This is a genomic window from Lysinibacillus boronitolerans JCM 21713 = 10a = NBRC 103108, assembly GCF_000772935.1.
GTDB lineage: Bacteria > Bacillota > Bacilli > Bacillales_A > Planococcaceae > Lysinibacillus > Lysinibacillus boronitolerans.
On the sequence record NZ_JPVR01000064.1, the window covers coordinates 75,846 to 101,523 of the forward strand.

Here is a 25,678-nt window from a genome sequence, read left to right on the forward strand (position 1 = left end):
GCCTCCCCCCTACTATATTTTAGCTTACTCCATATGTTAGAATAACAAAAACATCAGAAAATACGAATTAATTGGGTGTATACAATGAAAAAATTTATTATTGGAACGATTATAACTGTGTTTGTGTTAATCCTCACTATTAGTATTCAACAAGGATTACTATTCGCCAAGCCACTGCCCTATGATGATGAACAAAAGGGTTTAGACACACAGATAACGATTCATTTAAGTCATGTCGTCGCTGAAAATACCCCTAAAGGGCAAGCTGCCAACAAATTTGCTGAGCTAGTAGAAGAAAAAACAAACGGGAAGGTCAAAGTACATGTCTACTCCAACTCCTCTTTATTTAATGATGAAAATGAATTTCAGGCATTACAAAAGGGAGAAGTGGAAATGATCATCCCTACTTTTTCGAAAATGACAGCTTATGTTCCTAATTGGCAGGTGCTTGATTTACCCTATCTATTTAATACAAATGAGGAAGTAAAGGAAGTCCTAACGGGTTCCATTGGTGAACAATTAGTCAATGAGCTAGAGCAAATCCATATTAAAGGACTTGGCTTTTGGTACAATGGGTTTAAGCATCTAACCTCTGTTGAGCAGCCTATTCATACATTTGAAGATTTACAGGGCTTACGAGTGCGTACGATGCCAAGTAAAACATTAGAAAAGCAATTTGAAGTTGTCAAAGCAACACCTATCCCTATTTCTTTTAGTGAGGTTTTCTCGGATTTAGAGAAGCATGCGATCGATGCACAAGAAAATACCGCTTCTAATATCTACTCAAAGGGTTTTTACAAAGTACAAAAGCATATGACCATCACCCAGCATGGGATTTTAGGCTATGCTGTGCTAATGAATGAAACCTTTTGGAATTCTCTACCTGTCAAAATTCAGCATCAGTTATTGGATGCTATGAAGGAAACAACCGATTGGCAATTTGAGCAGGCTGCACTTATGAATGAACAAGATATGGAAAAGCTAAAACAGCTAGATGATTTTGATGTGTATACAATGAGCCCCCAAGAAAGACAGCGCTTTAAGGAACAACTCACACCTGTCTATGATTTTTATAGGGCCCATATTCAAAACGATCAAATCTTAGCAGAGATTGAAAAAATCGTTGCGCCCTAATACTTTTGTTCATTTATGAAAGATCCTTACAAAACGTAAGGATTTTTTCTTTTGTATTATAATAGTTTCCCCAATTTTAAATCTACTATAAAACAGCTTAAAACCCTTGATATCACTAGTCTTAACTCCTCTTTCTCTCAGAATGAACAAAATGAACAATACAACCATTACGGTCATAAACACTATTGTCGGAAAATTTCAGCTATGATAACCACATGAAAGCGTTCACACAATATTCATCGTTGTTGTAGGGGGAGAACTATATGCGGATAAATTTTAAAAACTTGACAGTACAAGTTTTGATCGCCATTGTACTAGGGGTTATCGTGGGAGCAACCTTCCCAGAATTCGGGGCAAAGCTCAAAATCTTGGCGGATATATTTATTAAACTTATTAAAATGTTAATAGCACCAATTATCTTCTTAACAGTCGTCATCGGCATTGGTAGTATGGGGGATGTCAAAAAGGTTGGGAAAATTGGTGGAAAAGCTTTAATTTATTTTGAAATTGTTTCAACTTTTGCCCTTGCAATTGGCTTAATCGTTGTCAATATTGTTCAACCCGGTAAAGGTTTTAATACAGATGCTGCAAGCGGTGCCGATGTTTCTCAATATACAGAAGCGGCAGCTGCAGAACATAGTTTAGGTGCATTTATTATGCAAATTATTCCTGAAAATGTAGTAGGTGCTTTAGCAAATGGTGAATTATTACCAGTCTTATTCTCAGCTGTTTTATTTGGTTTAGCTGCTGCGGCAATTGGAGAACCAGCTAAACCTGTTATTAAATTTTTCGAGCAAGTGGCCGATATTTTCTTTAAAATCGTTAACATGGTAATGAAAATTTCGCCTATTGGTGCGTTTGGCGCCATGAGCTATACAATCGGAAACTTTGGACTTAAATCACTAGGAAACTTAGGATTTTTAATGCTATCTGTTTACATTACAATGTTTATTTTTATTGTTGTAATTATTGGATTGATTACCCATTACTTCGGCTTTAGTATTTTTAAATTTATCAAGTACATTAAAGATGAAATCTTTATCGTTATCGGAACATCCTCATCTGAATCTGCATTACCTTCCATGATGCGTAAGCTCGAAAACTATGGCTGTTCGAAGCAAGTGGTAGGGTTAGTTATTCCCACAGGCTACTCATTTAACTTAGATGGAACATCCATTTACTTATCAATGGCTGCCATCTTTATTGCACAAGCCTATGGTGTGGATTTAGATGTTTGGCATCAAATTACGTTATTAGCCATCTTAATGCTTACTTCTAAAGGGGCAGCTGGTGTAACAGGCTCTGGCTTTATTACACTAGCAGCGACATTAGCAGCATTCCCGATGATTCCTGTTGAGGGGATTGCCCTTTTAATCGGCGTAGACCGCTTCATGTCAGAAGCACGTGCTGTTACAAATCTAATTGGTAATGGTGTTGCAACAGTGGTCGTGTCAAAAATGGAAAAAGAATTTGATACAGAGCAGGAAAAGCGTGCTCTGTCCGGTCATACCCAAATGTCATAAAATGAAAAGGGCTACTGAAAGCAAAATATTGCTACTTCAGCAGCCTGTTCAATTATTTATAGAGAGGCAGTAGATAAAAAACACCGTAGAGCTAGTTTCTTGAAACCTCCTCGACTCCATACTCGTATAAATAATGACTGGAGGTTTCTTTATGGCAACTTTTACACTTACCTATCCGAAGGGCTTTAAAAGCTTTACCGATATTCCAATCGTGAATGAACACAACGAAACAGTATGTGTACTTCAAAAAATGGAACGTTCCTCTGCTGGTAAAGTACTGAATGCTGTCTTACTGGTAGCTGCACAGCAAACATTACCGTACCGTTATGAAACACGCACTACATTAGGTGCACCGCTTTTTCAAGTACAATCTACCCTGTTAACAAAAGGTGTCAGCCATCAAATTGTCATGCCTGATGGTAGCTTGATACCGATACAACGGAAAACAGTGCAATTATTAGAATCCTCTTATTCATTCAAAATGGACGATATAGAATTTCGTTTTGAAAAGGATTTTACCTCTACTGCTTATTTATATTGCAATGATGAAAAGATTGCTAGTGCAAGCTCTATTGAAACTGAACTAGTACAGACAGGCATAAAGTTTAAGCTTTTCCAAGCGGATGATATGCACTTTGTTGCACTCCTAGCAACCCTTTATCAAGCACTCTTTGCCATAACTACATAGCTGGATTTAAACATGATAAAGACATCGAGTGTCAAATTCTCGATGTCTTTATCATGTGTCATCATACACGGCTAATTTAATTTTTCTCGTTGTGCATTTAATATGTTAATAACAAAGGAATCATTTTGTGATACTTTTGCTTGTACAATCTTTTTGATGGCTTCTTCCATCCTTAAAGCTAACGCAAGTGCCTCATTCGTAGCGCCCTTTATCGTTGTTTGTATGGTAATGGTTGTTTGATTTTCAATGACTAAATATTCATATACATCAAAAGCTTCTAAGCCTGCGATTAACTCTTCCATCAAAAGGTTCATATCATCTCCCATTACCTTGTTGTTATCAAGTAAGGAGGTAAACTCCCACCTTTCAAAAACTATCGGATAATCCTTTAAAGGAGACGTTTTTAAAGCATTTTTTGCTATGGATTCCATATCTTTTTTGATTGACTGGAAATAGTCTTCTCCGCCTACAACTTGAATTACTAATTCCTTTTCTTCCGTCGTTTTAACGTCAATGCCGACATACTTTTCAAGGAGCTTATCCTTCAATCGAGCTAGACTTAACTCTTCATTTGTTATAAGCGATTGAGCCTCTTTATTTGCTTCTGACCTTTTCTCTCCTGCAAATATATCAAATAGGATCAACATAGATATAATGACTACTAACAGTCCGATGACAAGTCCAAACCGTTTACCCATTGAATCCCTCCTGATAGGAAGGTATGTCCCCTTTTACTACAATATTCGCTTTTCTAGCTTGAAACAGCACATACTTTTCATACTAAAAAACGAAGTGTCACATACAGGATCTCTCCTCCTTCATAAAGGAAATCTGCAAGTGTTCAAACACTGGACTATCAGATCCTGTATCGCTTATTTTTCCCCATATATTCCGGGATGCGAAATAAATTTGCTTTGTTTTGACCTTTCTGTGTCATACTTCTCAAAAAGGAGTACACTTAAGAGGTAGTAATTCTATCATTTTGGAGGGTTTTGTATGGACTCAAAAGCAGCGGATATTAAAAATATACTGACATTAAATTTGCTTGTACAAATCTTAGAGGAACGTGGCATTATGACAGATAAAGAACTAAAAGAGCGCCTCACCAATACAGTAAAGCTATCATCGATGGAGAATGAGTTAAAGGAAAAGGTCCTTGCAGAAATCAAACATTAATAGATTTTGGATTTTATCTCATCAAAAAACGACCGCTTTCTGAAAGCGGCCGTCTGAATCATAGCTTAGGTTAGGATCGAATTGTTTTCAAAGCAGTTGACCATGGCACAAGCTGATCTAACATTTGATGTACTGAATCTGCTTGCACCTCTTTTGGTTTAAAGACAGAGCCGTTTTCAAAATCAGTAAATAATGATAATGCTGGATGCACTCGAACATCAGCAACTAGCAATTCCCCGAGAATTCCTCGTAGATGCTCTGCTGCACGCGCACCTCCAACAGAACCATAAGAGACGATACCAGCAGCTTTATTATTCCATTCCACTCGTAAATAATCTAATGCATTTTTTAATGCACCTGTAATGGAGTGATTGTACTCAGCAACAATAAAGACAAAGCCGTCACAAGCTGCTACTTTTTCTGACCATGCAGCTACACCAGAAGTGTCTCCACCTGGTTCCCCTAAAAATGGTAATTTAAATTCAGCGATATCAATTATTTCATATTCCGCATCACGACGTTTTTCCGCAACTTCCTTTACCCAAGTTCCAACCTGTGGGCTTACACGACCTTCTCGCGTACTTCCTAAAATAATACCGATTTTTAACATATGACGCCTCCTCTTATCATCCATTCTTGTGACTCCATCACGGTTCATCGTACGTGCTCGCCACTCGTAATCATTTTGGTCAGGAAAATATCTCTTTATTCATCACTCGTTCATTAGCTCTGAATAGTTAGAATTGAATTATCTCTAATTCAAGATTAAGGTACCATCAATCTTTCTTTCCTGTCAAATATTTAAACTAGAGGGATAAAGAGGATTATTTTATTTTAATAGGCTGCTCTAATGCCTCTAATTCCTCTTCAATAGAGGCGTATTGTCTTTCCACAACATACTTGGCATCTGATAAGGCAGCATTATAAATGTAGGGGGCAATATGCTCCTTGATAAAATCTAACAAACGTTCGGCTTCAAATTCACTAATATCTTCATCACGCTGATTATAAAAAAACCGTTGAATATCAGCAAGAATCATTTCCTGCTGATCTTTAGATAAACGAATAAACAAGGCAACCCTCTCCACTTCTGTTAATCAATTTTTTCTTCATCTTATCACTATTCATAGATTTCTTGCATTCAAAAAGGCTGAAACACTAGTACTGCTAGCGTTCAGCCTCCACCTCATTGTTTACATTCAAATGAGTAGCTAGTGGATAAAAAGTTTTTTTCCTTTGCTACAATCGCTTGTCCACCATCATCTTCACATTGCTGTGTCATTGCATCGATTTTCTTATCATTGACCATATTTGTCATCACCGTCATACCAATACCAAAAATAACGATGAATAAACCAATCATGATCCATAGCTTGCCGGCTTTATTACCAGCTGGTCTTTCATTAGCCATATTTGTTCCCTCACTTATACAAATAAAAATGGTTCTGTATGGATCGTTGATTGGATGAATTCAACCAAGTATTTTTTATCCTCACATAGTTCAGTCATTTTATTTGCTACTCCTGCAATCATTACCTTTTCTACATGATGACCAGGATCTACTATTTGCAAATCAATAGCTTGTGCGTCCTGGGCTGTATGGAAGTACATATCGCCTGTTAAGAAAACATCAGCTCCTGCACGTTTTGCCGCATAGATATATTTATTACCATCTCCACCAACAAGCGCAACCTTGCTGACCTTCGATTGTAAATCACCCACTACACGAACAGCTGGCACATCTAGTTGCTGTTTAACGAATTCAGCAAATTGCTGTAACGTCATTTCCTTTGTTAAGTAACCTACACGCCCTAATCCCATCACATTTGTTTGCTGCTCAAGACGTATCACATCATAGGCAGGCTCCTCATAAGGATGACTAGTAAGCATGGCCTTTAACACGCGGCCTTTAATGGATTCAGGAAAAACAACTTCTACCTTTACTTCTTCCTCCACATGTAATTCGCCAACAGAGCCTACGAACGGATTCGCTCCTGCTAATGCACGGAACCGACCTTCTCCAGTCGTTGTATAACTACATGCTTCATAATCGCCAATACGACCCGCCCCAGCATTTGCAAGCGCCTCACGTAATGCTTGTGCATTAGCAGTTGGTATAAAGACTGCTAGCTTCAATAAATTCTCTGCATACGTTTCTTCTAATATAGAACGGTTTTTTAGCTGTAGGGCATCTGCTAATAAATCATTTACCCCACCTTCGGCTACATCTAAATTTGTATGAGCGGCATATACAGCAATATCGTGTTTAATGAGCTTTTCATATAAGCGCCCTGCTGGATGATCTGTGCGGATATTCGCTAGGCGTCTAAAGATTGGTGGATGATGTGCGATAATCAGCTCACAGCCTTTTTCTATTGCCTCATTTGCCACGGCTTCATTGACATCTAACGTCACCAATACTTTACTTACTGGTTTGTTGAGGGTCCCTATCGCTAGTCCAATTGGATCATTGTCCATACAAGCTAGTTTTTTGGGTGACCATGCTTCGAACACTTGAATAACTTCTTGGCCATTTACCGTTTTCATCTTACAAAACTCCTTCTACTAAACGTATCAGAGCCGTTAACTCTGCACGTTTTTCTTCAATTTCAGGTGTTTGTTCTGCTCCTTCAATGGATTGTAGTACACGTTGCCAATTGTCTTTTTCACGCAACCATTTTTTCGTAAATGCTGGTGATTTACGCAGGCTTAGCTTAGGTCCAAACAAAATCTCTGCTGTAGAGAGCTCCATTTGCCCTCTTTGTAACACAAGGATTTCATAGATTTTATCATCTTCCTCTAAAATCTCTTCATCAAGAATCGCCCATTGATGTGCTAAAGCCCACTCACGGATAACCTTGGCGTGAATATTTGGCTGTAGGATTAGACGTGTGACACCTTGAAGCTTTTCTGGATGCTTCTCTAGAATGGAAACAATTAATGGTCCACCCATGCCAGCTATTGTCACCGTATCCACATGGTCAGCTTCTTCTATCGCTGCTAATCCGTCTGCAAGGCGTACTGTAATTTTTTCAGTTAAGCTTTCCTTCTGTACTTGTCCTACCGCTGATTCATAGGGTCCTTTTACAACTTCCCCTGCTATGGCATAGGAGGCAGTCCCTTTGTGAATTAAATAGCATGGTAGATAGGCATGGTCACTACCAATATCCGCCATGACTGCTCCTGTAGGAACAAATTTCGCTACTGCTTCTAATCGCTTTGAAAGTTTTTGTGCGTTCATTTTTATACCGCCTATCTTCAATAGAGTCCATTAATAGTATGGATGATGTCGTGAAAAAAAACAAATGGAGTTGTCTCACATTTCTATGTGGACAACCCCATCTTCATGATGCTTAAATCTAAAAAGTAGCTGTACTATTTCAGTACAGCTACTTGTCAGTTTTACTATTCTAAAGTAGAAATGTATTCAGCGATTGCTTTTGCTTCCTCTTCAGTTTTCATGTTTGGTTGCATTGGAGTACCTTCGATACCCTTTGTTAAAACTTCTACGATATGTGCTTCATCTAAGCCATGTAGATTTGGACCCATACTACCAGTTAAGTCACCACCATGACAACCGATACAAGATTGTACTAGTGCTGAACCATCAGCTTCTGCATCTGTTGTTTCTGTAGTAGTTTCGCCACCACCCTCATGTTCAGCAGCAATTTCTTTCTTGTTATCTGCACCTTGTAAAGACATGAAGAAAATAAGACCAATACCAAATGCCAGAATTAAGATGTAAGGAACGACTGGATTGTTTTTCATAAGTTTCCCCTCCTCATTTTAAGTCTACTTCTATTATAATATAGAATCAGTCAACATCTAATATTGTACTTCATTAACAAAGAAACGAAAAGCCCTATTCGCTAAGTTTTCCTTTGTTTGTAACAAATTCGACATTTCTGTATCTATTGGATAAAATATGTCTTGCCAACATCCAAAATTGGTCAAATTTATCCTTTTATACAATTTCTTTTTCATTATATTTATGCTGTTATCATACCCTTTTCACTCATTGATATACCCAAAATTAAAAAATCTGTACGTTTTTAATTAGCGTACAGATTTTGAATCTTCTGAGGTAAAAACTTTAACATGATACTGACCCTATTATAGATAAATTGTCACAAATTATGGTTTTATATAAACACTAAAGTTCAATTAAGTTTCTAACCTGATTTAGTAGATGGAGTTCCTTGTACATCGATAGAAATACTATTTGCTAAATCAGGATAAATTTATGATATAGTACCCAACTAGTGCTATTAATCCTAAAGCACCTGAGACAGTGAAATATAGAAGTTTCATTTTGATACCTGACCAAAGCCAAATGACACAATTTGCTGCAATCAAGCAAAACAAAACCGTATTATTTCCACTAAAATATGTAGTACAAATGCGGATTGACATACTAAATAATAGGATAGCCGCTAGTACATGAAAAATGGGAGCTAGTAGATGTTTTTTTCGAGCCATTTGCCACGCAGCAATAAATAAGATACAGGCGCCTACTCCCACGATTACTGTAAAAATCAATGTTAAAGAGGGCATTGTAAAATAGAGTGCCAAAACAGCCATTATGGCGATACATAGCCCTACTACTAACAGAATCATTTTTCTTTTTTCTGATGGCAAGACCGCTTGTTTAGGATGTTGCACTGGTTCTAACTCCTCTATATCAGCCCCTTCTGTATAAAGAGCTGCTAAAAAGTCACAATAGTGCTCAGGTAAAAGTTTATTTTGCTTCCAAAACAAAATTTCATTAAGGATTATTTTTTTACGGGGATTTGTCATAGTGTTAGCTCCAAACATTGCTTAATAATGGTTGTATTACAATTTTATCTCACACTATTTGAAAACACATCTGTATAAAGTCGCAAATCTAGCATTTCCCTCATTCTAATTATCTATGATTGTGTAATATCGATAGGTGAATAGCAGGGCTAATTTCTTCTTGTTCACTTTTCATTTCTATAAAAAAGGAGCTATACCAATTAGTCATTTTCTCACTACTTGGATAGCTCCAGCTAATTTTAATTTTATTCTAAGAAGTCTTTTAAACGTTTACTACGAGATGGATGGCGTAATTTTCTTAGTGCTTTCGCCTCGATTTGACGAATACGTTCACGCGTTACGCCAAAGACTTTTCCTACCTCTTCTAATGTACGTGTTCGACCATCGTCTAAACCAAAACGTAAACGAAGTACGTTTTCTTCACGGTCTGTTAACGTATCTAGTACATCTTCTAATTGTTCTTTTAACAGTTCATAGGCTGCATGGTCGGATGGAGATTGTGCTTCAGAGTCCTCGATAAAGTCCCCTAAATGTGAATCATCTTCTTCTCCAATTGGTGTTTCAAGAGAGACTGGTTCTTGTGCAATTTTTAAAATCTCACGTACTTTTTCAGGTGTTAAATCCATTTCTTCTCCAATTTCCTCTGGAGAAGGCTCACGACCTAAATCTTGTAAAAGTTGACGTTGTACACGTATTAATTTATTAATGGTTTCGACCATATGAACAGGAATACGAATCGTACGTGCTTGGTCAGCGATTGCGCGTGTAATCGCCTGACGAATCCACCATGTAGCGTAAGTCGAGAATTTAAATCCTTTACGGTAATCGAATTTTTCAACAGCCTTAATAAGACCCATATTTCCTTCTTGAATTAAATCAAGGAATAACATTCCACGACCAACATAGCGTTTTGCAATCGATACAACTAGACGTAAGTTCGCTTCTGCAAGGCGTTTACGTGCTTCCTCGTCCCCTTGCTCAATACGTTCAGCAAGCGCAATTTCTTGCTCAGCAGATAATAAATCTACTCGGCCGATTTCTTTCAAATACATTCGTACAGGGTCATTGATTTTAACACCTGGTGGCACACTCAAATCATTTAAGTCGAAAGTTTCTTCGTTCGCTTCTTCTTTCATTAGACTTTCTTCTTCAAATTCTTCTTTTCCAATGATTTGAATATCTTTATGCTTTTCAAGATCCTCAGCAAAATGGAAAATTTCCTCGTTTTCCAACTCATAAGGTGTTAGTTTCTCTGAAATTTCCTTCATAGAAATTTCACCCTCTGTTTTTGCTTTTTCTTGTAGGAATTTTTTTGCATCATCTAATGTAATTTCTACTTCTATCTCTTTTGAACGTTCTGACTTGTCCGCCATAAACCTTCCTCCTTCTAAACAACCGAATCGGGTTAAATCGCCGATAACGATTTTCTTAAATGAATAATCTGTTGGGCGATTTCAAGTGCACGTGCATACTCATGCATCTTCTCCGCTTCCTTTGACTCATGCATCTTTTGATAAATTTCTTGCTCAATTCTATATTTTTGAAGCTGACGGATGGAGTCCATAACCTCTGCCTCTGCTTGATCAGGATCTCGCTCAACTAAAGCCGCTTCCATGACAATTTTCCGTAATTCAGCGTCATCCAAAATTTCCACAAAACGTTGATAATCAGGATGACCATACTCCTCATAAAATCCAACTAAGCGAACAAAAACTGCCATATAGGCATCTCGTACAAATGGCTCTTTTTGCTCACTACGTAATACCCTGTCCACTACATCTATATTATGAAGCATATGAGCCAGTAATAAACGTTCGGCACGTTCGGCTGCGTCCATAGGCTTTTGTTGTTGCGTGACTGGCATTGAAGGTATCTGTGTAGGCATTTCTACTTTAGCAGAACGTACCTGATTAGCCTCCAGTTTTCGGAATTGGGCATAAATGGCTTCTTCCGAAATATTTGTTTCATTTGATAGCTGCCGTATATACAAATCTCGTTCAACTGGTGAGGATCTTCCCACGAGCTGCTCAAGAACTTCTTGAATATATTGAAGCGTATCATTTTCAAATTGAAAGTTCTTATTCCGTCTAGCATGCATCATCATAAAAGCAATATACGCATGAGGTTTTTCCAAAATTTGTTCCTTAAATGCTTGTCCACCTAAAGTGTGAATGTATTCATCAGGATCTAATTTTTCTGGCAACACGGCAATATTGACTTTCATTCGCTCTGTATGCAGTAGTTGCGCCGCTCGTTTCGCTGCATCAAATCCAGCATTATCACCATCATAGCAAATCGTAATTTGCTCTACTAAGCGCTTTAGCTTTGTGATATGCTGATTCGTTAGCGAAGTACCCATTGTCGCAACAACATTCATGACACCTACAGAGTTGGCTGCTAAAACGTCCATAAATCCTTCCATCAATACTACTTGACGATTTTTTCTGATAGAAGTTCGTGCTTTATCTAGGTTATACAGCACTTCACTTTTTTGGAAAATTGGTGATTCTGGACTATTTAGATATTTTGCTTCCTCACCATTGGATGAAAGGATACGTCCTGAGAAGGCAATAATTTTACCGTTCTCATCTCGAATAGGAAACATGATACGTCCTCTAAAACGATCAAAATAACGTTCTTCGCCCTCTCTTTGGATGATTAAGCCGCTTTCGGCAATTTCTTGTAAGTTATAACCTTTTCTTTCAAGCAATATTGTTAATGCATCAAAGCTTGGGAGAGACCAACCAATGTTATTAGATTCGATAAGTTCCCTTGTAAATCCTCTTTCTAGCAAATAATTTAAAGGTTCTTCACCATCTTCTGTATTTAACAGTAAATGATGAAAAAAATCTGCTGCAAAAGCGTGTGCTTCTTTCATCCTTTCTTCCGCTTTAGATATCTTTTTCGTTCCTCCAGGGAAACTTGGCTCAACATCTAAGTGTATGCCAACACGTTCCCCAAGTTTCACAACTGCATCAGGAAAAGAAATGCCTTCAATATCCATTACAAAAGTAATGGCATTGCCCCCTGCACCACAACCAAAGCAATGAAAAATTTGCTTGTCTGTAGATACAGAAAAAGACGGTGTTTGCTCTCCATGAAATGGACAGAGACCAAACCAATTTCGCCCACGCTTAGTAAGCTGCATGTATTCACTAATAACATCAACGATATCTGATTGTGTGCGAATCTGCTCAATTACTTCTTCTGGAATCTTCCCTGCCAAATCCATCACCATCTTTAATATTTGCGTTCTAGAAACACAATTCGCTATTCGTTTTAAAATTCCTTTATTTCTCGACAAAAAATTAGGATTTTTCTCTTATAAATATTTTTACCACAATTTTATTATTATAAAACAAAAATTAGTTTTTATCTATACCATTTTCAAAATCCACTCAAAAAAACCGCCTCTGCTAACCGAGGTGGTTTAAAATTCTATCTTTATTTACAGGTCAAAATATGTTCGATAATCGTATTTGCTGTCTCTTCAACCGCTTTATTTGTCACATCGATAACTTTACAACCTATTTTACCGACAATTTTTTCAAAATGTTGAATCTCATCAAGAATTCTTTCATGCTGTGCATAGATAGCATCATCATTCAAGCCGAGAGACATTAATCTTTCTTTCCGAATTGAGTTTAACTTCTCAGGGGAAATAATTAAACCAAAGCATTTTTTAGGGTCTATCTGTAATAGCTCTTCTGGTGGTTCTACCTCTGGCACTAAGGGGACATTCGCCACTTTATATTTTTTATGGGCTAAATATTGTGATAGTGGTGTTTTAGAAGTTCTTGATACACCAACTAGTACGATATCAGCTTGTAATAATCCACGTGGATCTCTACCATCATCATATTTTACCGCAAATTCAATCGCTTCAATTTTTTTGAAATAATCATCATCCAGCATATGAACAATGCCTGGCGTTTCCAATGGGTTTTCTTCCATAAAAGCTGCCATTGATTGTAAGGCTGGACCTAAAATATCCACAGCCTGAATTTTTTCTTGTTCACATAAATCATGTAATAATTTCCGCATTTCTTGGCGAACAAGTGTATAAACAATAAATGCTCGCTGTTGCGAGGCAAGAAAAACAATTTTACGGATAAGCTCCTCTGATTGAATATGTGGAAATCGACGAATTACAGTATTTTCAAGACCCGGTCGGAACTGGCTAATAACCGCTTTTGCAACTTGATCACCAGTTTCACCGACTGAATCAGATACAACAAATACGCGTAGTCTTTTCATGCAGCTCTCCTTCATTTAGACATTTTGTGCAAGAGATAAGAAAGCCCGTGTAATCGTTGTTTTTGTAAGACGACCAACAATCGTTAAACCACCTTCCTGTGGTTCAACTACTGGCAGTGAATCAACCTCACGTTCAATAAGTTTGTTCGCTGCAACAATTAAAGAATCTGATCTTTCACAGTACGAAATATTTGGCATACGCGTCATAATAATATGTACTGGAATTTTATTTAAATCCTGCGTGCCAATACTTGTACGCAGTAAATCTTTGCGAGATAGTACGCCTGTCAAAAACTCATTCTTATCTACGACAAAGAGTGTACCAACATCTTCTGAAAACATAAAGCAAATTGCATCATAAACCGTCATTGTTTCAGGGACAACTACTGGGCCAGAATGAAAATCCTTCACTTTTAAATTGTGAATACTATCTATTAATGTAACAGATGCCTTCTTACCTGAATAAAAATAACCAACCCTTGGTCTTGCATCCAGAAATCCTGCCATTGTTAGGATTGCTAAATCTGGTCTTAGAGTGGCTCTTGTCAGATTGAGACGTTCAGCAATATGTTCCCCAGTAATTGGGCCATTTTCTTTCACAATTTGTAATATGTCTTCCTGACGTTTATTGAGTTCGATTGGACTCACCGCCTCAAATCTAATAGTGTTATACTTATGCTCAATTATTATATACTATTTTAATAATTATTGCGAATTAAAGAACTACATGCTACAATATTGACACATACGCTGGCTCTATCAGTATTTTCGAGCAAATTGCGTTATACAGGCGATGATGGGAAAAAAGTATCTGTTCCATTCAAAAGCGAGTAGAAGATGGTGAAAGTCTACACAGCAACAGAGAAAAAGGCACTCCCTGAGCTAACTTTTTGAAAAGAGGTTTTAAACTACTCGTTTAAAACAATCAGGGTGGAACCGCGGGTATTAGCACTCGTCCCTGGGCATACAATGTGCCCGGAGACGGGTGCTATTTTCATTTAGTTGCTACTGAATGAAAAAACTCTGGCGTTTTTACCGCTAAAAGAACTAATAAAAATTTTAAGGAGGCTATTTTATGGCTAACAAATCAATGGAAACCATCGTATCTTTAGCGAAGCATCGAGGCTTTGTCTTCCCTGGTTCTGAAATTTACGGAGGTTTAGCAAACACTTGGGATTATGGTCCACTAGGTGTCGAATTAAAAAATAATATAAAAAAAGCATGGTGGCAAAAGTTTGTTCAGGAATCTGAATACAATGTAGGTATTGATGCGGCTATTTTGATGAATCCAAAAGCTTGGGTTGCTTCTGGTCATGTAGGAAACTTCAATGACCCAATGATCGACTGCAAATCATGTAAGGCCCGCCACCGCGCAGATAAAATTATCGAGGACGCTGCATTAGCGAAGGGCGTTGAAATCATTGTGGATGGTATGACATTCGACCAAATGAAAGAAACAATGATTAAATATGACGTAGTATGCCCTGATTGCGGAAAGGCTGATTTTACAGATATTCGCCAATTCAACCTCATGTTTAAAACATTCCAAGGTGTAACGGAATCCTCTACAAATGAAATTTATTTACGCCCAGAAACGGCACAAGGTATTTTCGTGAACTTTAAAAACGTTCAACGTTCTATGCGCAAACGTACACCATTTGGTATCGCACAAATCGGTAAATCTTTCCGTAACGAAATTACACCGGGTAACTTCACATTCCGTACACGTGAATTCGAACAAATGGAGCTTGAATTCTTCTGTAAACCTGGTGAAGACCTTGAATGGCATGCATATTGGAAAGAATTCTGTAAAAATTGGTTACTAAACCTAGGCATGAAAGAAGATTCGATGCGCCTTCGTGACCATGAGGATGATGAGCTATCTCACTACTCTAACGCTACAACAGATATCGAATTCAAATTCCCATTTGGCTGGGGAGAGCTTTGGGGTGTAGCAGATCGTACAGATTACGACTTAAAACAACATATGGAGCACTCTGGTGAAGATTTCACTTACATTGATCCTGTATCAAATGAACGTTATGTTCCTTATTGTATTGAACCATCATTAGGAGCTGATCGTGTAACATTAGCCTTCCTATGTGATGCCTATGATGAAGAGGAGCTAGAAGGTGACGATAAGCGTACCGTTTTACGTTTCCACCCTGCTTTAGCACCTTTCAAAGCTGCTGTTCTTCCACTTTCTAAAAAATTATCTGATGAAGCTACAGATGTTTGGGCTGAACTGCGTAAAGCCTTCCCTGTTGATTTTGATGAATCACAATCAATTGGTAAACGTTACCGTCGTCAAGATGAAATTGGTACACCATTCTGTATCACATATGATTTTGATTCAAAAGAGGATGGCCAAGTAACAGTACGTCATCGTGACTCTATGACACAAGTTCGTATGCCTATTGCTGAAGTAAAAGCATATATTGAAAAACACCTACAATTCTAATCACTTAAAAAAAGAGGGGGTAGCCAGCAGGCAACTCCCTCTTTCTTATGCTTTAAATGTTGAAAATAAGCGCTCTTGCATTTTTTCCTCGAATGAAAACTTTTTCATGCTCAAACCTATTAAGCTCACTAATAGCTCCTCAATATCCGCTAGTGAGTAATAAAGGAATGTACCCTCTCGCATTGGACGAACCCGTTTGTCAAAAGTTAGTTCCTCTTCAATAAAGTAAGCGACATTAACATCACAATGTTCCATCAATTGTGTAATACGCTGATCATCACCTGGGTTTATAAAGAATGGCACAATTTTATCAATATACAAAATACTTTGAACAAGCTTAATGAAGAAATTTTCACGTAGCGATGTCTCCACAACTAATATGGTCGTTTGTTCATGCTGATAATCCATATATAAAACGTTTAATTGCTCCTCTAGTAGCGTTTTTAAAATACCAATAGAATTGCGATATTTCGTCATATCTGTTTGGATTTCTCTTGTTAATAAACGTAAAATACGAAAGGCTGGTAAGAAAATTTTTAAGACAATTTCTTTAGGATGTAAATGGTCAATTAATTTATTAAAATGAATTCTCAGATTATTTTCGTCACAGCGGATTAATTGTTCAACAAATAAGTTGAAAATCTCTTCAAAGCTATTAGCTCGATAGTCGATCATTTTCGCAATTCTCACACTGTAGTTTAAAGGTAAGTTCATTGATTTCTGCTCATCTAACAACCTTACTTTGGGTAATGTAGGAAATAAATCATAAACAAGCTCTACTTGCGCACTGCGGTTATCTGATAACATAACAACAGAGTTAACTGGATAAATCCCTAAACATTCTACAAATTTATGCATAAAGCTCTCATTATATAAATGACGATCTCTGTATAAGACAGCTAAAGCATCTGTAGCACCATAGCCAACATGATAGACTCTCTTGGATGTCATCGCTGAATATACATCAACAATTTGTAATAATTGTACACCCTCACTCATATCATCCGCGCAAAGTTGATTGGGATAGCCCTTTCCCGCAAAGCGTTCATGATGATCTCTTGCCAAATAGGCAATGTCTTCCTCGTTATGTTCCATGAGTAGCTCGTAGCCTTTTGTTGTATGTGTCTTTACAATATCGAACTCATCTTCAGAGAGTTTGCGTTTCAGATTTAATATTTCTTGAGGTATAAAAACCTTCCCGATATCATGGAACAAATAGCCCCTAGCTAATGTTTCAATATCTGTTAAACCTAGGTATCTAGCAAAAATTGTACCTAATACAAACACATCAAATGAATGGACAAATGAATACTCGTCCCATTCCTTTAAACGCATAAGTAGCTCATAGCGATGTTTTTTTTCCAAAATCTTTTCAAAAACACCTCTTACATAAGCCGTATCCTGTATGCTTTTAAGAATTTGTCCATAGCGTAATTCGTGCACGACATTCTCCAACGTTGTCATAAAAAGCTGACTAACTGTCTCTTTATAATCATCCACAGGATCTCTTTTTTCAATTAATGGGGCAAATAGATCTTCATATTCTCTTGTTCGTTGAGCACTTAAATCATGGACAACTCGAACTGAATCAGATGGCAAATAGACAGATAATTCATCTACTTTACGAAGTTTAAGTAAGGCAATAATTCGCTCCGTTAAAACTAAATCCTTTTTAGCCAATAAACGATACTCTGAAAAAATATCTTCTGCTAATATATCATTTGCTTCAACTTCATGAATACTTAAGGTTACTTTTCGTAGCATATATTTTGCCACATACGCAATGTACTAAGCACTATGTGACTCCCTCCTTCTTCCATAGGACTGCGCTATTCTGATAAACGTATAACAATACGTTTTGCTGATAGAGGCTTTTATATTTCATAGGCATGTCTAAAGTGATCAAGCGTACATCAGTTTCGATGGAGATTAAACGACTTAATTATATTTAAAAAATATAATTACCATTATCTATACCATTTACAATATCATAGGTTAAAATGCCTTTTCAACTAGTATATGGGTCTCGAATGAACAGTTTCTACCACTTATATAATGAAAACTAAACAAAAATACAAATCTTTTTACCTATTAAAATACTTATAAATATAGATATAAATAAAAATATAGATAAATCAGACTTCATATTCTTTATTTAAAGACAGAAAAATAACAAATAAAATTAAATATCAGCAATAATTTTATTTTGTAAAAATTGAAATTTATTCATTAAAAAGAAAGGTAATATAGTTGCATCCTCCTATAAAATCAAAGATATTTCTTTTTATTTAAAAGATAAAATGAAGTTAGTTCTACGCTATGCAAGTTACTTAGTTTTAGCTCACCCTTTTTAGGCATCATCGATTACCAAACACGTCATGATATGGATGAAATTCCCTCTATTCGCTGTTCCATCTTTTTGGTATAAATAAGTTATTATAGTTAGTATTAGCTGTTAAATAATGATTATTTAATAAGCTATAGACTCATCACCTTTTAACATTCATTCGTCCGGAAGTTTGAACTGATACATAGGAAGGTCTGACCAGAAACATATATACTATAAAATTTTCTATTGTACTTTTTGGAGGAATTTAATTGCAGTCTCAACGTTTATTTCAACTAGCTATGGCTTCTGCTTTAGCAACAAGTGCGATTATTATCGCACCACCCGCACATGCAGCATCATTTTTCCCTGATATCAACCCAACCAATGAGGAAGGTAAGGCTATTATTCAATTAGCAGAGCGTGGCATCATTTCAGGCTATACGGATGGGACATTTAAACCTGCCAACCCTATTACACGTACACAGGCTGCGAAGATTTTAGCAGGTATTTTAAAGTTAGATACAGTTCACGTAAAAAATCCACAATTCAAAGACATCAAACCTAGTGATGAAAACTACGGAGCCATTGCAGCATTAGCAAATGCTGGTATTATTAATGGCGCAAATGGTTATTTCTACCCTACTCAAAATATAACGCGCGAGCAAATGTCTAAAATGATTGCAAAAGGCTTTGGCTTAACAAGTCCGAGTAATACCCAATTACCGTTTACAGATGTTAAAAAGGGGAACGAATTTGAGCCTCATATTAAAGCATTGTTTGAAAATGGGATTACCAAAGGAACATCTGCAACGACTTTCGGCCCAAAAAGCAATGTAAAGCGCTCTCAGCTGGCTGCTTTTGTTGTACGAGCTGAAAAGTTGCTAGGCAATGCAACCGTCTATGCAAGTCAATTTAAACAGGACTATATTTTTGCATCTTATGGTGGTCTTGAGCCAGCAGAGGATATTTTCACATGGAATGAAGAGGAAGATATGACAGAGTCTATCACGATTACCCCTATAAAAGAAGGTACGGGCAAATTAGTGATTACTGGATTTACTGATGATTCAGAGGACTTTACCGACATTTTTTATTTAGTACATGTCAAAAATGTAAATGGTAAGCTGAAGGTCACGCTTGAAGAAGTAAAAGAAGAGGATTATATCGAAAACTTACCACTCGATTTGTCTGAGAGCAAATTACCATTCATACCAACAGAGGTGACGGTTCAAAACGCGAATGGACAGCCACTCGCTTCAAATTTCTATAACTTTAATCAACAAGATCAAACACTGTCCATCTCGCAAAATGGACAATACATTGTTACATTTTCAGATGGAACGCAACAACAAAAGATGGCCGCAGATGTGTATTCCTATGACTTTGTTCGCAGCATTGATTTATATCATTTGACAGATGAATTAATACTGACAGCGCAAGAACTACCTTTTGAGCCAGCACATGTAGCTCTCGAAAGCTTTGGTTTTGAGCCAGTGTCTGTAAAAGCGACGATTCTTAATGGACAATTACATGTTACACCAAAAGCGGAAGGTCTTTCGATTCTCCATTTAACAGGTAAAAACGAAGAAACAGCGTACCTTTATATTGAAAGTAAAAAGATTGCTGGACAATGGGCCTTTTTAGTATCAGAGGATGAGGAAGCATTTTAAATAACGGAAAATGCCAGATGAACATTATGGTTCTTCTGGCATTTCGTCTTTCGAGCGTATTTGCAATTCAGGGGTACGTTCTAGTTGCTCAATAAATTTTCTCGTTTTAAATCGAATCCCCGTTTGCTCTTCATAGATGGTTGTAATAATTTTTTTTATGAAATATTTTGTTTCTTTTTTCAGCTCTATTTTTCCAATCTGGTCAATAGGAACAGTGTAGAACATCCTGATAAGTTTCAGCTGTGTTGGCGTTAAGCGAATGATATAGGGGTCATGCTGATAGCAGCGATGGCATAAAAATCCTCCTTGCGCAAAGGAAAAAGCAAATTCCCCATCTACAGCGCCACACGCAGCACAGGCATGTAAAATAGGTTGTACACCTGTATAGGGTAACATCTTCCATTCAACAAACAGCGTAATGGCTTCAGGATCATAGCCATCCTCAATTGCTTGTAGTGCATGTAATAAAACATCAAACGCAAATGGCTCTGGCTTCCCTTCTTCCACAACTCGCTCCACTAATTCCATAATGTAGCTAGCATAAGCAGTAGCCATAATATCCTCACGAATATGGCGCATTGAATTCAAATGTTCTCCCTGTTGCAAAGTTCCCATGCCCGTATGATGTTGAACCATAAACATGCCATAGGTAAAGGGTTGCGTGACGGAAGCCAATCTACTAGAAGGTTTTTTTGCCCCTCGAGCCATCGTAGCCACTTTGCCAGCTTCCCGCGTGAGCAAAATAACAATCTTATTGGATTCGCCATATGCGCGAACCTTTAATACAATACCTTCCCATTTATGAAGCATAATCCCCCTCCTTTCTTAAAAGAACTATCCATGAAAAGAGAGCTGCCCAAATAATTTTGGACAGCTCAAAAATAAAACGATCAAATACTGCCAGATTTTGTGCTTACAGAAGAAGCTAACCTAAAACCGTCACCTCAAAATCTGGCGTCTATATCCTGATCCACCAGGCACTAAACACCTGCTGAAAAAACTTATGTTCATCTCCCGAATAAGTGGGAGTCTTCTGTATCTGACGCTTCGCTTTCGATACAAATCAGGAAAAGAACTTAATATTCATCATCACGGAATCCGAAATCACGTAAATGTGTTGATTTATTGCGCCAATCCTTTTGTACCTTTACCCATAGCTCTAAATAGACTTTAGAACCTAATAGCATTTCGATATCCTTTCGCGCACGTGTCCCTACTTCCTTTAGTAAGGCTCCACGTTTCCCAATAACAATCCCTTTTTGAGAATCACGCTCTACAATAATGGTTGCCGCTACATGGATTTTATCCTCATTTTCTTCATCACGACGAATTTTATCAATTACCACTGCGATCGAATGAGGAATTTCCTCACGTGTTAAATGCAGGACTTTTTCACGAATAAGTTCTGATATAATAAATCGTTCAGGATGGTCTGTCACTTGATCTGCTGGGTAATACTGTGGTCCTTCTGGTAAGTACTTTTCTAATGTCACTAATAAATTTTCTACATTATTACCTTGTAGAGCCGAAATTGGTACTATCTCAGCAAAATCATAGCGCTCTTTATAGCTCTCAATAATTCCTATTAGTTCATCTGGATGAATGGCATCAATTTTATTGATGACTAAAAAGACAGGTGTTGGATTTCCTGCTAGCATTTCTAGAATAAATTCATCACCTTTACCGAGTTTTTGCTCAGCATTGACCATAAACATAATAACGTCCACTTCACGCAATGTGTTTTTAGAAACCTTCAGCATGAAATCGCCTAGTTTATGTTTTGGCTTGTGAATCCCTGGTGTATCAATAAAAATCATTTGGCTATCATCTGTTGTCAGTACGCCCTGTACTTTATTTCGTGTTGTTTGCGGCTTATCACTCATGATCGCAATTTTTTGGCCAATGACACGATTTAAAAATGTCGATTTGCCAACGTTTGGACGACCAATAATGGAGATAAAGCCTGATTTATAGCCATTTTTAGTTTCCTGCATTCTCTAAATCCTCCGTCGTAAATGCAAACGGTAGTAATTCGCCTACTGACGTTACCGTCACATCACCTTTTAAGTTCGTTAAATAGACAGGCATAGTTGGAGCACAAAACTCCATCATGACCTGACGACATGCTCCACATGGGGCGCAGGGCCCGTCCGTATCAGCTACAATGGCAATGGCTTCGAAATCGTAAATTCCCTCCGATACTGCCTTAAAAAACGCTGTACGCTCAGCACAATTCGTCATACTATAGCCTGCATTTTCAATATTACAGCCGTGAATAACTTCTCCATCTTTCGTTAATAGAGCTGCCCCCACTTTAAATTTTGAATAAGGAACATAGGCTTTTTCACGCGCCTTTTTTGATTCCTCTAATAATGCATGCATATCCATTGTCATCTATACTAATTCTCCCTCACATTTATGGTTTATTTTCATTTAGAAGACACTCATTTCCATTAAAACCATTTTGGCAGAAAGATGAGTAATCCGATTATAGCACTGAATAGCGCAAATACAAGCACTGCACCTGCTGCAATATCTTTTGCCTGCTTAGCAAGTGGATGTATCTCTGGGGAAGCTAAATCGACTACCCGCTCGATAGCTGTATTCATCATTTCCAGCGCAAACATTAGTGCTATTAATAGTAGCACAATATACCATTCCATACGAGATAAACCTGTCAAATAACCAGCCAGTATCACAATGATTGCACTTACTATATGTGATTTTAAATTTTGTTCTTTACTTGCAGTTATGATGCCTTCAAACGCATAGCCAAAAGATCGCAAGTATTTGCGCAAATCCATCTAGTCTCGACCTAAGCCAAAAGTTTGGAGAATCTCATCTTGCTTTGCAAACATCACTTTCTCTTCTTCTGGCTCCATATGGTCATAACCAAGTAAATGTAAAAAACCATGTACTGCTAAAAAGCCTAATTCTCGCTCAAAAGAGTGATTATATTCCTCAGCCTGCTCTTTGGCACGGTCTGTTGAAATAATAATATCACCTAATATACGTGGCATTCCTTCAAAAGTTACTTCCATTTCCCCTTCCCCTAGCTCCTCTAGTGCAAAGGAAATGACATCTGTTGGCTGATCCTTACCACGATATTCACGATTAATATCTTGAATGGCCTCGTTCGTTACAAACGTCACCGAAACCTCTGTTTCTGGCTCAATGTTTTCTACACTTGCAGCATGCTGTAATAGTTTTTCAACAAGCTCGATATGTTGTGCTCCCACTTCATTTGTTTCATCCGTAAAATCAATTGTTAAAATCATAGATCCTCCTACTTATCTGCCTTTGGATATTCAATACGTGAATGGAATATCCCATTCAACGTTTCACAAAGTACTCTCTCTATACATTTTAACTCTTTTATTGAAATATCGCATTCATCAAACTGATTATCTTGGACACGATCATCGATAATCGCTCGTACTAGCTTCTGAATTTTCTCTGCATTTGGCTCTTTCATAGAACGTACTGCTGCCTCGACACTATCCGCAACACTTATAACAGCTGCTTCTTTTGTTTGTGGTTTGGGCCCTGGGTATCGGAACTTTGCCTCATCAATATTTTTTCCTTCTTCCTTTGCTTTAAACAAGAAGAATTTTAACAAACTTGTACCATGATGTTGTAAAGCGATATCAATAATCTCTTGAGGCATTTTATAACGTTTTAACATATTGGCACCATCTGTCGTATGGGCGATAATAATCTCTGCACTTGTTTCAGGTGGTAACGAATCGTGCGGATTGATGCCCGACATCTGATTTTCAATGAAAAAGGACGGTCGTTTGGTTTTACCAATATCATGATAATAACAACCTACACGTGCTAATAAACCGTCAGCACCAATCTCTTCACAGGCAGCTTCCGCTAAGTTCGCTACCATCACACTATGATGATATGTCCCTGGAGTTTCCATTAATAATTTTTTTAATAATGGATGGTTGGGATTGGATAACTCAATTAAACGTAAAGACGAAAGCAAGCTAAACGCCGATTCAAAGAATGGTAAAAGTCCCATCGTTAATGCCCCTGAAAGCAAAGCAGATAACATCGCTGCTATTAAGTAAAATACTAATTCTGGTAGGCCATAGGATGATTGCGTCATTAACAAATAAAACGCGATAAATGCCATGTTTACAAGGGAAATCACACCAACCGCATGTAAAATATGTGAGCGTTTTTCCACACTACGCAAAAAGAATAAGCTGGCAAACCCTCCGAATATGATATACAGCGTAATTTCCATTTGCATAACAGACGAATAGCCTTCTTGAAAAATAACCCCTGCTGAAGCAGCCGTCATAACGGTAATTAATACAGCCGCTCGCTCATCTGCTAGCAATCGTACAAGCATCGTAGCTAGTGCTGTCGGGAATAAAAAGGCAATCGTCACATCAAAGCCACCAGAAATTAAGCTAATAAATTTCATTAGCAAAATAGACAAGCTATAAACAATCACTGTCACTAACAGTGCATTACGTTTTTTTCGTTCGTTAGCCTCCCAACGCTCAAATAAAATATACATAAACATCATTTGCAGTAGCGTTAAAATAATAAGTCCTGCAATAGGCTTCAAGGAGGCCTTATTACTAACCATCCCCAATAGCTCTAATTGTCTAAAGGCCTCATTGTCAATAATTTGACCTTCCTGAACAATAATCTGTCCTTGTAAAATGCGTGTCGGCTCTACACTTTCTTTGGCCTGCTGTTTTCGAATCTTTGTTTGTTCTTCATTAATTGTTTCATTTTCTATAATGCTTGTACGTCCTATTAACACGACTGTATTGAATATTTTATCGGGATATCCGCGTTGTCCACGAATTTTTGTCTCAAAATCATTTTGAGCAACAAAGACGTTCTCTGGTCGGATGGATTTTTGTAAATATTCCTCTACAAATTTGGATAATTGCGTACTTGTTCTAGTTAAATCTTCTTCACTTTGCACTAACAGACCTTCCAGCTGGGAATCTGTAAAAATTAACGGCATCTGGTCTTCGTCTATGGATTCAAATTTTTTGCGAAGCTGTGTAACCTGATCTGCAATAGGTATAGGTTCCTTACTATTTGCAACATCCTTTTTCACTTCTAAAACATAATCAAATAATGATGTTACAATCGCTGCTCTTTGCTTGGCGACATCCTCCGAAAATTGATAGACCGAATCCACTGCATTAGCAGCTTTTTCACGCTCTAGCTGTGTTTTATAAGTGTCTTCGATCGTTTTAGTAGATCGTACGGTTTCAGGCGCAAGCTGTAATGGTTTGAAATCATATGTAACTCCTTTAACATTGCCATACATGAATGCAAATTGTAGGCCACCTGTTAAAATGAGAATGATGATAAGAAAGTAGCGAAAACCGATAAGCTCTGTAAATTTTCGAAGTTGTTTCTCCATTTGGCACCTCCTCTATCTACCTACTATCATACCAATTCAACATACATTTTTCTCGAAAAATGTATAAGAAAGCAAAAAACAGCTATGCTTTTTCGCATAGCTGTCACATTTTTTTCCATATTTTGATTCAGTTCGTGCTTTAGGTTTTAGCTATATGGATGTTTAAGTCTGCCCTTGCTTTCGGGGCAGACTTTAAAACCTTGTTGCCCCTGTCGCTTCGCTTTCAGAGTATACTT

General features: G+C 37.5%; 25 protein-coding genes. 6 read left to right on the top strand and 19 right to left on the bottom strand.

From position 1 onward, the window contains the following. The first annotated feature begins 84 nt into the window (after nt 1-84). From CD31_RS05365 to CD31_RS05375, 3 genes are all read left to right on the top strand, one after another. A complete protein-coding gene (locus tag CD31_RS05365; RefSeq protein WP_036076221.1) occupies nt 85-1,134 on the top strand; it encodes a TRAP transporter substrate-binding protein in 1,050 nt (349 codons plus the stop codon). A gap of 263 nt (nt 1,135-1,397) precedes the next feature. Further along, nucleotides 1,398-2,657 (top strand): dicarboxylate/amino acid:cation symporter, encoded by a 1,260-nt coding sequence (locus tag CD31_RS05370; protein ID WP_036076222.1) that lies wholly within the window; start codon nt 1,398-1,400, stop codon nt 2,655-2,657. A 151-nt stretch (nt 2,658-2,808) separates the two neighbouring features. Next, nucleotides 2,809-3,345, top strand: a complete 537-nt coding sequence (locus tag CD31_RS05375) for a tubby C-terminal domain-like protein (protein ID WP_036076223.1) — start codon at nt 2,809-2,811, stop codon at nt 3,343-3,345. A 71-nt stretch (nt 3,346-3,416) separates the two neighbouring features. Here the strand turns inward: CD31_RS05375 and CD31_RS05380 are convergent, their stop codons facing one another. After that, nucleotides 3,417-4,043, bottom strand: a complete 627-nt coding sequence (locus CD31_RS05380; protein WP_036076224.1) for a hypothetical protein — start codon at nt 4,041-4,043, stop codon at nt 3,417-3,419. 298 nt (nt 4,044-4,341) lie between these two features. Between CD31_RS05380 and CD31_RS05385 the strand changes: the two genes are divergently transcribed. Then, entirely contained in the window at nt 4,342-4,521 is a 180-nt protein-coding gene (locus CD31_RS05385; RefSeq protein ID WP_036076225.1) for a hypothetical protein, read from the top strand. Nucleotides 4,522-4,591: 70 nt separating this feature from the next. Here CD31_RS05385 and CD31_RS05390 read toward each other — a convergent pair whose 3' ends face one another. The 11 genes from CD31_RS05390 to ccpN form a co-directional block, all read right to left on the bottom strand. Further along, nucleotides 4,592-5,131, bottom strand: a complete 540-nt coding sequence (locus CD31_RS05390; protein WP_016993527.1) for an NADPH-dependent FMN reductase — start codon at nt 5,129-5,131, stop codon at nt 4,592-4,594. Between the two features lie 214 nt (nt 5,132-5,345). Then, nucleotides 5,346-5,594: a DUF2164 domain-containing protein gene (locus CD31_RS05395; RefSeq protein ID WP_016993528.1), complete on the bottom strand. Its 249-nt coding sequence runs from the start codon at nt 5,592-5,594 to the stop codon at nt 5,346-5,348. A gap of 113 nt (nt 5,595-5,707) precedes the next feature. Next, nucleotides 5,708-5,932, bottom strand: coding sequence for a hypothetical protein (locus tag CD31_RS05400; RefSeq protein WP_016993529.1), 225 nt, complete (start codon nt 5,930-5,932; stop codon nt 5,708-5,710). Between the two features lie 14 nt (nt 5,933-5,946). After that, nucleotides 5,947-7,068: a Nif3-like dinuclear metal center hexameric protein gene (locus CD31_RS05405; RefSeq protein WP_036076226.1), complete on the bottom strand. Its 1,122-nt coding sequence runs from the start codon at nt 7,066-7,068 to the stop codon at nt 5,947-5,949. A 1-nt stretch (nt 7,069) separates the two neighbouring features. Beyond that, nucleotides 7,070-7,762 (bottom strand): tRNA (adenine(22)-N(1))-methyltransferase, encoded by a 693-nt coding sequence (locus CD31_RS05410; protein ID WP_036076227.1) that lies wholly within the window; start codon nt 7,760-7,762, stop codon nt 7,070-7,072. Between the two features lie 164 nt (nt 7,763-7,926). After that, a complete protein-coding gene (gene cccA / locus CD31_RS05415) occupies nt 7,927-8,289 on the bottom strand; it encodes a cytochrome c550 (protein ID WP_016993532.1) in 363 nt (120 codons plus the stop codon). Nucleotides 8,290-8,751: 462 nt separating this feature from the next. Further along, a complete protein-coding gene (locus CD31_RS05420) occupies nt 8,752-9,318 on the bottom strand; it encodes a hypothetical protein (protein ID WP_009370118.1) in 567 nt (188 codons plus the stop codon). Between the two features lie 245 nt (nt 9,319-9,563). Beyond that, complete coding sequence (gene rpoD, locus CD31_RS05425) at nt 9,564-10,691, bottom strand: RNA polymerase sigma factor RpoD (RefSeq protein ID WP_004227165.1); 1,128 nt, start codon at nt 10,689-10,691, stop codon at nt 9,564-9,566. Between the two features lie 32 nt (nt 10,692-10,723). Further along, nucleotides 10,724-12,556, bottom strand: a complete 1,833-nt coding sequence (dnaG, locus tag CD31_RS05430) for a DNA primase (RefSeq protein WP_081977457.1) — start codon at nt 12,554-12,556, stop codon at nt 10,724-10,726. Nucleotides 12,557-12,762: 206 nt separating this feature from the next. Beyond that, nucleotides 12,763-13,575, bottom strand: coding sequence for a pyruvate, water dikinase regulatory protein (locus CD31_RS05435; RefSeq protein WP_036076229.1), 813 nt, complete (start codon nt 13,573-13,575; stop codon nt 12,763-12,765). Between the two features lie 15 nt (nt 13,576-13,590). Continuing rightward, nucleotides 13,591-14,223 carry a transcriptional regulator CcpN gene (ccpN, locus tag CD31_RS05440; RefSeq protein WP_004227151.1) on the bottom strand — a complete coding sequence of 211 codons (633 nt, stop codon included), beginning with the start codon at nt 14,221-14,223 and terminating at the stop codon, nt 13,591-13,593. Nucleotides 14,224-14,650: 427 nt separating this feature from the next. Between ccpN and CD31_RS05445 the strand changes: the two genes are divergently transcribed. Further along, on the top strand, nt 14,651-16,036 hold the full coding sequence (locus CD31_RS05445) for a glycine--tRNA ligase (RefSeq protein ID WP_036076230.1): 1,386 nt from the start codon (nt 14,651-14,653) through the stop codon (nt 16,034-16,036). 45 nt (nt 16,037-16,081) lie between these two features. On the opposite strand, the gene CD31_RS05450 is transcribed toward CD31_RS05445, so the two are convergent. Next, on the bottom strand, nt 16,082-17,800 hold the full coding sequence (locus CD31_RS05450) for an HD-GYP domain-containing protein (protein ID WP_036076238.1): 1,719 nt from the start codon (nt 17,798-17,800) through the stop codon (nt 16,082-16,084). Between the two features lie 834 nt (nt 17,801-18,634). On the opposite strand from CD31_RS05450, the gene CD31_RS05455 reads away from it, so the two are divergent. Continuing rightward, entirely contained in the window at nt 18,635-20,035 is a 1,401-nt protein-coding gene (locus CD31_RS05455; RefSeq protein ID WP_036076231.1) for an S-layer homology domain-containing protein, read from the top strand. A 24-nt stretch (nt 20,036-20,059) separates the two neighbouring features. Here the strand turns inward: CD31_RS05455 and recO are convergent, their stop codons facing one another. The 6 genes from recO to CD31_RS05485 all read right to left on the bottom strand — a co-directional run bounded on the left by recO (nt 20,060) and on the right by CD31_RS05485 (nt 25,442). Next, on the bottom strand, nt 20,060-20,845 hold the full coding sequence (recO, locus tag CD31_RS05460) for a DNA repair protein RecO (protein WP_036076232.1): 786 nt from the start codon (nt 20,843-20,845) through the stop codon (nt 20,060-20,062). Between the two features lie 266 nt (nt 20,846-21,111). Beyond that, nucleotides 21,112-22,029: a GTPase Era gene (era, locus tag CD31_RS05465; RefSeq protein ID WP_016993542.1), complete on the bottom strand. Its 918-nt coding sequence runs from the start codon at nt 22,027-22,029 to the stop codon at nt 21,112-21,114. After that, nucleotides 22,016-22,429, bottom strand: coding sequence for a cytidine deaminase (locus CD31_RS05470; protein WP_016993543.1), 414 nt, complete (start codon nt 22,427-22,429; stop codon nt 22,016-22,018). Before CD31_RS05470 ends, era begins: the two co-directional genes overlap by 14 nt. 59 nt (nt 22,430-22,488) lie before the next feature. Then, entirely contained in the window at nt 22,489-22,839 is a 351-nt protein-coding gene (locus CD31_RS05475; protein WP_016993544.1) for a diacylglycerol kinase family protein, read from the bottom strand. Beyond that, nucleotides 22,840-23,313 (bottom strand): rRNA maturation RNase YbeY, encoded by a 474-nt coding sequence (ybeY, locus tag CD31_RS05480; protein ID WP_016993545.1) that lies wholly within the window; start codon nt 23,311-23,313, stop codon nt 22,840-22,842. A gap of 8 nt (nt 23,314-23,321) precedes the next feature. Continuing rightward, nucleotides 23,322-25,442 (bottom strand): HD family phosphohydrolase, encoded by a 2,121-nt coding sequence (locus CD31_RS05485; RefSeq protein ID WP_036076233.1) that lies wholly within the window; start codon nt 25,440-25,442, stop codon nt 23,322-23,324. Nucleotides 25,443-25,678 lie beyond the last annotated feature (236 nt).

Coding starts and splice junctions, on each gene's coding strand:
- CD31_RS05410 (WP_036076227.1), bottom strand. CDS start 7,762: ATGAACGCACAAAAACTTTCAAAGCGATTAGAAGCAGTAGCGAAATTT.
- CD31_RS05380 (WP_036076224.1), bottom strand. CDS start 4,043: ATGGGTAAACGGTTTGGACTTGTCATCGGACTGTTAGTAGTCATTATA.
- CD31_RS05445 (WP_036076230.1), top strand. CDS start 14,651: ATGGCTAACAAATCAATGGAAACCATCGTATCTTTAGCGAAGCATCGA.
- CD31_RS05475 (WP_016993544.1), bottom strand. CDS start 22,839: ATGGATTTGCGCAAATACTTGCGATCTTTTGGCTATGCGTTTGAAGGC.
- rpoD (WP_004227165.1), bottom strand. CDS start 10,691: ATGGCGGACAAGTCAGAACGTTCAAAAGAGATAGAAGTAGAAATTACA.
- dnaG (WP_081977457.1), bottom strand. CDS start 12,556: ATGGTGATGGATTTGGCAGGGAAGATTCCAGAAGAAGTAATTGAGCAG.
- CD31_RS05435 (WP_036076229.1), bottom strand. CDS start 13,575: ATGAAAAGACTACGCGTATTTGTTGTATCTGATTCAGTCGGTGAAACT.
- CD31_RS05400 (WP_016993529.1), bottom strand. CDS start 5,932: ATGGCTAATGAAAGACCAGCTGGTAATAAAGCCGGCAAGCTATGGATC.
- CD31_RS05375 (WP_036076223.1), top strand. CDS start 2,809: ATGGCAACTTTTACACTTACCTATCCGAAGGGCTTTAAAAGCTTTACC.
- CD31_RS05450 (WP_036076238.1), bottom strand. CDS start 17,800: ATGCTACGAAAAGTAACCTTAAGTATTCATGAAGTTGAAGCAAATGAT.
- CD31_RS05390 (WP_016993527.1), bottom strand. CDS start 5,131: ATGTTAAAAATCGGTATTATTTTAGGAAGTACGCGAGAAGGTCGTGTA.
- CD31_RS05470 (WP_016993543.1), bottom strand. CDS start 22,429: ATGACAATGGATATGCATGCATTATTAGAGGAATCAAAAAAGGCGCGT.
- CD31_RS05370 (WP_036076222.1), top strand. CDS start 1,398: ATGCGGATAAATTTTAAAAACTTGACAGTACAAGTTTTGATCGCCATT.
- CD31_RS05420 (WP_009370118.1), bottom strand. CDS start 9,318: ATGACAAATCCCCGTAAAAAAATAATCCTTAATGAAATTTTGTTTTGG.
- era (WP_016993542.1), bottom strand. CDS start 22,029: ATGCAGGAAACTAAAAATGGCTATAAATCAGGCTTTATCTCCATTATT.
- recO (WP_036076232.1), bottom strand. CDS start 20,845: ATGCTTCATAAATGGGAAGGTATTGTATTAAAGGTTCGCGCATATGGC.
- CD31_RS05365 (WP_036076221.1), top strand. CDS start 85: ATGAAAAAATTTATTATTGGAACGATTATAACTGTGTTTGTGTTAATC.
- CD31_RS05485 (WP_036076233.1), bottom strand. CDS start 25,442: ATGGAGAAACAACTTCGAAAATTTACAGAGCTTATCGGTTTTCGCTAC.
- CD31_RS05405 (WP_036076226.1), bottom strand. CDS start 7,068: ATGAAAACGGTAAATGGCCAAGAAGTTATTCAAGTGTTCGAAGCATGG.
- ybeY (WP_016993545.1), bottom strand. CDS start 23,313: ATGATTTTAACAATTGATTTTACGGATGAAACAAATGAAGTGGGAGCA.
- cccA (WP_016993532.1), bottom strand. CDS start 8,289: ATGAAAAACAATCCAGTCGTTCCTTACATCTTAATTCTGGCATTTGGT.
- CD31_RS05385 (WP_036076225.1), top strand. CDS start 4,342: ATGGACTCAAAAGCAGCGGATATTAAAAATATACTGACATTAAATTTG.